We start from the raw sequence: 6,000 nt of genomic DNA on the forward strand, positions 1-6,000 counted from the left end.
ATCCCGCGATCCTTATACCCGGCGCGCGACACCGCCGCTGTCACCTCTGAACGCGGGGGTGGCGGCCGGCTGCGAGCGGCATGCAGTACCGTTACGATGGCTGACCCCGACGGACCATGACCGACCCCACGCCCCGCATCGAGCACCCTGCTGGCGCGCCCGTGCGCCTGCACGGCGACTGGACGGCCGCGCAGTTCGCGCATGGCGAGCGGGTGGTGCGGCTCATGGCGGCGCTGCCCGCCGGGGCGCCCGACCGCGGCTGGGACCTGCACGGCGTGGGCCAGCTGGACCACGTGGGCGCCCAGCTGCTGTGGGACCACTGGGGTCGCGCCTGGCCGGCCCGGCTGGATCTGCTGCCGGCGCAGCGCGCCGTGCTGGAGCGCGTGGCGCAGTTCACCGTCACGCGGCCGCCGCGCCCCCGCACCAGCCTGTGGACCCTGTTTCTCGCCTTCGGCGCCGCCCTGCTGCGGCTGCTGGGCCATCTGCGCGGCTTCATCGGCCTGGTGGGCCTGCTCACGCTGGACGTGCTGCGGCTGCTGCGTCGCCCGGGCCAGGGTCCGTGGCGCGACATTTCGGGCCACCTGTACCGCATCGGCGCGATGGCCCTGCCCATCACCGCGCTGGTCGGCTCGCTGATCGGCGTGGTGCTGGCCTACCTCACCTCGCAGCAGCTGCGCCAGTTCGGCGCCGACGCCTTCATCGTCGACATCCTCGGCGTCTCGCTGGTGCGGGAGCTGGGCCCCATGCTGGCCGCGATCCTGATCGCCGGCCGCTCGGGTTCGGCCATCACGGCGCAGATCGGCGTGATGCGCGTCACCGATGAACTCGATGCCATGAGCGTCATGGGCATCTCGCACAGCTACCGCCTGGTCATGCCGCGCGCGCTGGCGCTGGCCGTTGCCATGCCGCTGATCAGCGGCTGGACCACCGTGGCCGGCCTGATCGGCGGCATGGTGGCGGCCGACCTGTCGCTGGGCATCACGCCCTCGTTCTTCCTGAACGCGCTGCCGCAGGCCGTGCAGGTGCAGAACCTGGTGCTGGCCACGGCCAAGTCGGTCGTGTTCGGCGTGCTCATCGCGCTCATCGGCTGCCACTTCGGCCTGCGCGTGCGGCCCAACACCCAGAGCCTGGGCGAAGGCACCACGGCCTCGGTCGTGACTGCCATCACCGTCGTCATCCTGGTGGACGCGCTCTTTGCGGTCCTGTTCAGCCATGTGGGCATCTGAGGACGACGAGGGCGCGGTCGAGGGCCTGCCGGAGGACGGCATGCCGGTGGTGGAGATCCGCGGCCTCACCTCGGCCTTCAACCTGCCGGATCGCCGCGTCGTGATCCATCGCAACCTCGATCTCACGGTGCGCCGTGGCGAGGTGCTCTCCATCGTCGGTGGCTCCGGCACCGGCAAGACGGTGCTGCTGCGCCAGATGCTGGGCCTGGAGACGCCCGCGGCGGGCGAGGTGCGGGTGATGGGCCAGCCGGTGCGCAGCCTGTCGCAGCGCGGCGCCTCCAGCCGCATCGGCATGCTGTTCCAGCACGGCGCGCTGTTCTCGGCCTTCACCGTGCTGGAGAACATCGCGTTCCCGCTGCGCGAGCTGAAGACCCTGCCGCACCGTCTGGTCGAGCAGGCTGCGCTGGTGAAGCTGCAGATGGTGGGCCTGAAGCCCGCCGACGCCGACAAGATGCCGGCGGAGCTGTCCGGCGGCATGATCAAGCGCGCGGCGCTGGCCCGCGCGCTGATCATGGATCCGCCGCTGCTGCTGCTCGACGAGCCCACCGCCGGCCTCGACCCGGACAGCTCCGACGGCTTCGTCAACCTGCTGCGCTCGCTGCACCGCGACCTGGGCCTGACCGTGGTGATGGTCACGCACGACCTCGACACGCTGTACGAGCTGTCCACGCGCATCGCCGTGCTGGCCGAGCAGCGCGTGATCGTTTCCGGCCGCCCGCGCGACGTGATCGCCTTCCAGCATCCGTTCATCCATGATTTCTTCCTGGGCGAGCGCGGGCAGCGCGCCATGGAACTGCTGCGCGAGTATCCGTTCGCGATCTAATGGGGGTCCCCGATGGAAAACAAGTCCCATGCCCTGGCCGCCGGCCTCTTCGTGAGCCTGGTGGCCATGATCACGCTGGCGCTGGCGGCCTGGCTCACGCGCGATGCCGGCATCCGCGACGCCTACGAGATCTCCACGCGTGACGTTGTCACGGGCCTGAAGGCGCAGGCGCCGGTGCGCCTGCGCGGTGTGGATGTGGGCAAGGTCGCCTCCATCGGCTTCGATCCGCTGCAGCAGGGCAACGTGCTGGTGCGGCTGGAGATCGACCGCGGCGCGCCCATCACCCGCGGCACCTACGCCACGCTGGGCTTCCTGGGCGTGACGGGCCTGGCCTTCATCCAGCTCACCGACGACGGCAAGCCAGCGCCCCGCCTGGAGGCCGACGCCGGGCAGGTGCCCCGCATCCCGCTGCAGCCCGGCCTGCTGGCCAAGCTGGAGTCACGTGGTGAGGTGCTGCTGCAGCGCGTGGACGAGGCCGCCCAGAAGGTGAACCAGCTGCTGGCGGAGCCGAACCAGCAGCGCATCGCGCGCACGCTGGACCAGCTGGGCACCGCCGCCGAGCGCGCGGGCGCGCTGGCCCTGCGGCTGGAGCAGACCACGCAGGCGCGGCTCGATCCCATGCTGTCGGAAGCCACGGCCACGTTGCGCAACGTGCAGAAGAACGCCGACGAGGTGGGCCGCACCGCGGCCGACTTCAGCGCCACGGCCCGCCGGCTGAACCAGCCCGACGGTCCGCTGGACCGCATGGCCGAAGGCACCGAGGCGCTCTCGCGCGCGGCGGACGGCTTCAACAACGCCACGCTGCCGCGGCTGAACCGGGTGTCCGAGGACACCTCGCGCGCGGTGCGGGCGCTGGGCCGCGCCGCCAACCACATCAATGACAACCCGCAGGCCCTGATCTTCGGCGCCGGCTCGGTGAACCCGGGCCCTGGCGAGCCCGGCTTCCAGGCGCCCGCGACAGGAGGCCGCTGATGCGCCGTCGATCCCTGCTGCCCCTGGCCGCCGCGCCGCTGGCCCTGCTGGCGGGCTGCGCCGGCTTCGCGCCCGACAAGCCGCAGCGGCCCACGCTGTACGACTTCGGCCCCTTGGCGGATGCGCCGGCCGCGGCGCCCGCGGGGCCGCCGCTGGTGCTGGGCGAGGTAGAGGCCAATGCCGCGCTCGACGGCACGGCCATGCTGTACCGCCTGGGCTATGCCGATGCGCGGCAGTTGCGGCCTTATGCGCTGGCCCGCTGGAGCGCGCCGCCCGGGCAACTGCTCGGGCAGCGCCTGCGCCACGCCCTGGGTCAGGTGCGGCCGGTGCTGGACCCCGGCCAGGCCACCGGCCTGGCTCGTGCGTCGGCGGCCGGTCTGCGCATGCTGCGCGTGGAGCTGGAGGAGTTCAGCCACCACTTCACCTCGCCGCAGGCCAGCCAGGGCGTGGTGCGCGTGCGTTGCACGCTGCTGGAGAACACGGCCGCCGGGGATCGCCTGCTTGCGCAGCGCGGTTTCGCCGCCGAGCATGCGGCCGCATCGCCCGACGCACCGGGCGGGGCCCAGGCCCTCGCCGCGGCCAGCCAGGCGCTGGCGCAGGCCGTGGCCGCCTGGATCAGCGCGCAACCTTGAGCGGAGGGGCCCCATGCCGACCTTGCTGGAAGACATGGCCACCGCCGGCCTGGAGGTGCTGGGCCCCTGCGAGAAGCTCTCGTCCTGGCCGGCTGTGCTGTCCGAAAGCCAGCTGCTGCAGGACTTCACCCTGGCCGAGGCGGATGAGCTGGGCCGGCTGATGCTGCACGTGCGCGCGCGCTCGGGGCAGGAGCTGATCCATGAGGGCGACGCGAACGACTGGCTGATGCTCCTGCTCGCCGGCACGGTGGATGTCGGCAAGCGGCGCATCGGCGCCGATGGCGAATCGGCCGATACCGACGTCACCCGCCTGGCGGTGCTGCGCGAGGGCGCGGTGCTGGGCGAGATGTCCATGTTCGACGGCGAGCCGCGCTACGCGAGCTGCTGGGCGCTGGGCGACGTGGAGGCGGCGGTGATGGACCGCGCCTCGGTCGCGCGGCTGATCCAGGAGCGCCCGGCGCTCGGTGCCAAGCTGCTCGTCAAGCTCACCCAGCTGCTGGCCCAGCGCCTGCGCAACACCAGCAACCAGCTGGTGCGCGTGCTGCGCGAGCGCGGCGCCGCGGACTGAAACCATCAAGGAGACACACACCATGTTCAAGGCCCTGGTCCTGGAGAAGACCCCTGATTTCCAAGCCACCGTGCGCGAGGTGGATGACAGCTTCCTGCCCGAGGGCGACGTCACGGTGGACGTCGCCTGGTCCACCCTCAACTTCAAGGACGGCCTGGCGATCACCAACCGCTCGCCCGTGGTGCGCAGCTGGCCCATGGTGGCGGGCATCGACGGCGCCGGCACCGTGGTCGCGAGCGAGTCGCCTCGCTGGCGCGTCGGTGACCAGGTGGTGCTCAACGGCTTCGGCGTCGGCGAGACGCACAAGGGCTGCCTGGCTGGCCGCGCGCGGCTGCGCGGCGAGTGGCTGGTCCGCCTGCCGCCGGCCTTCACGCCGCGTCAGGCCATGGCGATCGGCACGGCCGGCTACACCGCCATGCTGTGCGTGCTGGCACTGGAGCGTCACGGCGTGAAGCCGGGCGCCGGCGAGGTGCTGGTCACTGGCGCCACCGGCGGCGTGGGGTCGGTCGCGGTGGCGCTGCTGGCGAAGCTGGGGTACACCGTCGTCGCGGCCACCGGCAAGGCGGCGGAGGCCGACTACCTGCGCGAGCTGGGCGCCTCGCAGGTGATCGACCGCGCGGAGCTCGCCGCGCCCGGCAAGCCGCTGCAGAAGGAACGCTGGGCCGCGGTGGTGGATGCCGTGGGCAGCCACACGCTGGCCAATGCCTGCGCGCAGACGCGCTACGGCGGCGCTGTGGCCGCCTGCGGCCTGGCCCAGGGCATGGACTTCCCGGCGACGGTGGCGCCCTTCATCCTGCGCGGCGTGGCGCTGCTCGGCGTCGACAGCGTGATGGCGCCGCTGGCCCTGCGTGAGCAGGCCTGGGCACGCCTCGCGCGCGACCTCGACGCGACCCTGCTGGAGCGCATCACGACGGAGGTGTCGCTGGAGGAGGCCGTCGCCGCCGCGCAGCGTCTGATGGCGGGCCAGGTGCGCGGCCGCATCGTCGTCCGCACGGCCTGACGGGTTCGTCATTGCCGCCGCGCGGGGACGACGGCCTCAGCGCATGCCGCGTCGCCAGTCGCGCACCGCCTCGACGGTGGTGCACAGCAGCCCATGCTGCTGCGCGAAGGCGGCCACCTGCTCGCCACGGGCCATGCTGCCATCCGGGTTCATCAGTTCGCACAGCACGCCCGCCGGCTGGCAGCCGGCTAGCTCGGCCAGGTCCACCGCGGCCTCGGTGTGGCCCTGCCGCTCCAGCACGCCGCCGGGCCGCGCGATCAGCGGGAACACATGGCCAGGGCTCACGATCTCGTTGTGCTCCAGCGTCGAGCGCAGCGCGCACTGGATGGTCTGCACGCGGTCGGCCGCGCTGACGCCGGTGCTCACGCCATGCGCGGCCTCGATGGACTGGGTGAAGGCGGTCGCATAGCGCGAGCGGTTCACCTCCACCATCGGCTTCAGGCGCAGCGCGCTGGCCTGCTTGGGCCGGATGCACAGGCAGACGATGCCGCTGCCCTCGCGGATCAGCAAGGCCATGGTGTCGGGGCGGATGCGGTCGGCGGCGACGATGAGGTCGGCCTCGTTCTCGCGGCCGGCGTCGTCGAGCACGAGCACGGGTCGCCCGGCGGCCACTTCGCGCAGCACGTCGGGCAGGGGACTGAGCACCACGGTGCCCGGGGATTCGATCGTGGAAGGGGTCATGAAACGCTCCTGTTGGTTGAACAAAAACGCTTCAAGGCGGCAAGAATGCCCGCGCCCGCACTCTGGCGAAGGCCGGCGCGCGCGCAGCACGGCCCCCA

The 6,000-nt window shown here is 72.4% G+C and carries 7 protein-coding genes; 6 read left to right on the top strand and 1 reads right to left on the bottom strand.

Annotation, left to right across the window (positions count from 1 at the left end):
* The first annotated feature begins 116 nt into the window (after positions 1-116).
* From ACE3T5_RS05555 to ACE3T5_RS05580, 6 genes are read left to right on the top strand one after another with little or no spacing between them, the layout of a single operon-like run.
* Entirely contained in the window at positions 117-1,226 is a 1,110-nt protein-coding gene (locus ACE3T5_RS05555; protein ID WP_374665311.1) for an MlaE family ABC transporter permease, read from the top strand.
* Positions 1,213-2,049 (top strand): ABC transporter ATP-binding protein, encoded by an 837-nt coding sequence (locus ACE3T5_RS05560; protein ID WP_374665313.1) that lies wholly within the window; start codon positions 1,213-1,215, stop codon positions 2,047-2,049. The genes ACE3T5_RS05555 and ACE3T5_RS05560 overlap by 14 nt, the downstream gene beginning before the upstream one ends.
* 12 nt (positions 2,050-2,061) lie before the next feature.
* Complete coding sequence (locus ACE3T5_RS05565) at positions 2,062-3,021, top strand: MlaD family protein (RefSeq protein ID WP_374665315.1); 960 nt, start codon at positions 2,062-2,064, stop codon at positions 3,019-3,021.
* Positions 3,021-3,653, top strand: a complete 633-nt coding sequence (locus ACE3T5_RS05570) for an ABC-type transport auxiliary lipoprotein family protein (protein WP_374665317.1) — start codon at positions 3,021-3,023, stop codon at positions 3,651-3,653. The genes ACE3T5_RS05565 and ACE3T5_RS05570 overlap by 1 nt, the downstream gene beginning before the upstream one ends.
* A gap of 13 nt (positions 3,654-3,666) precedes the next feature.
* Positions 3,667-4,221 (top strand): Crp/Fnr family transcriptional regulator, encoded by a 555-nt coding sequence (locus tag ACE3T5_RS05575; RefSeq protein ID WP_374665319.1) that lies wholly within the window; start codon positions 3,667-3,669, stop codon positions 4,219-4,221.
* Positions 4,222-4,243: 22 nt separating this feature from the next.
* Positions 4,244-5,221 (top strand): MDR family oxidoreductase, encoded by a 978-nt coding sequence (locus ACE3T5_RS05580; protein WP_374665321.1) that lies wholly within the window; start codon positions 4,244-4,246, stop codon positions 5,219-5,221.
* 36 nt (positions 5,222-5,257) lie between these two features.
* On the opposite strand, the gene ribB is transcribed toward ACE3T5_RS05580, so the two are convergent.
* Complete coding sequence (ribB, locus tag ACE3T5_RS05585; protein WP_374665323.1) at positions 5,258-5,902, bottom strand: 3,4-dihydroxy-2-butanone-4-phosphate synthase; 645 nt, start codon at positions 5,900-5,902, stop codon at positions 5,258-5,260.
* Positions 5,903-6,000: the final 98 nt, after the last annotated feature.

The sequence above is a fragment of the Ramlibacter sp. genome (assembly GCF_041916345.1).
In the GTDB taxonomy this organism is placed as follows: Bacteria; Pseudomonadota; Gammaproteobacteria; order Burkholderiales; family Burkholderiaceae_C; genus Ramlibacter.

Coding starts and splice junctions, on each gene's coding strand:
- ACE3T5_RS05555 (WP_374665311.1), top strand. CDS start 117: ATGACCGACCCCACGCCCCGCATCGAGCACCCTGCTGGCGCGCCCGTG.
- ACE3T5_RS05560 (WP_374665313.1), top strand. CDS start 1,213: ATGTGGGCATCTGAGGACGACGAGGGCGCGGTCGAGGGCCTGCCGGAG.
- ACE3T5_RS05565 (WP_374665315.1), top strand. CDS start 2,062: ATGGAAAACAAGTCCCATGCCCTGGCCGCCGGCCTCTTCGTGAGCCTG.
- ACE3T5_RS05570 (WP_374665317.1), top strand. CDS start 3,021: ATGCGCCGTCGATCCCTGCTGCCCCTGGCCGCCGCGCCGCTGGCCCTG.
- ACE3T5_RS05575 (WP_374665319.1), top strand. CDS start 3,667: ATGCCGACCTTGCTGGAAGACATGGCCACCGCCGGCCTGGAGGTGCTG.
- ACE3T5_RS05580 (WP_374665321.1), top strand. CDS start 4,244: ATGTTCAAGGCCCTGGTCCTGGAGAAGACCCCTGATTTCCAAGCCACC.
- ribB (WP_374665323.1), bottom strand. CDS start 5,902: ATGACCCCTTCCACGATCGAATCCCCGGGCACCGTGGTGCTCAGTCCC.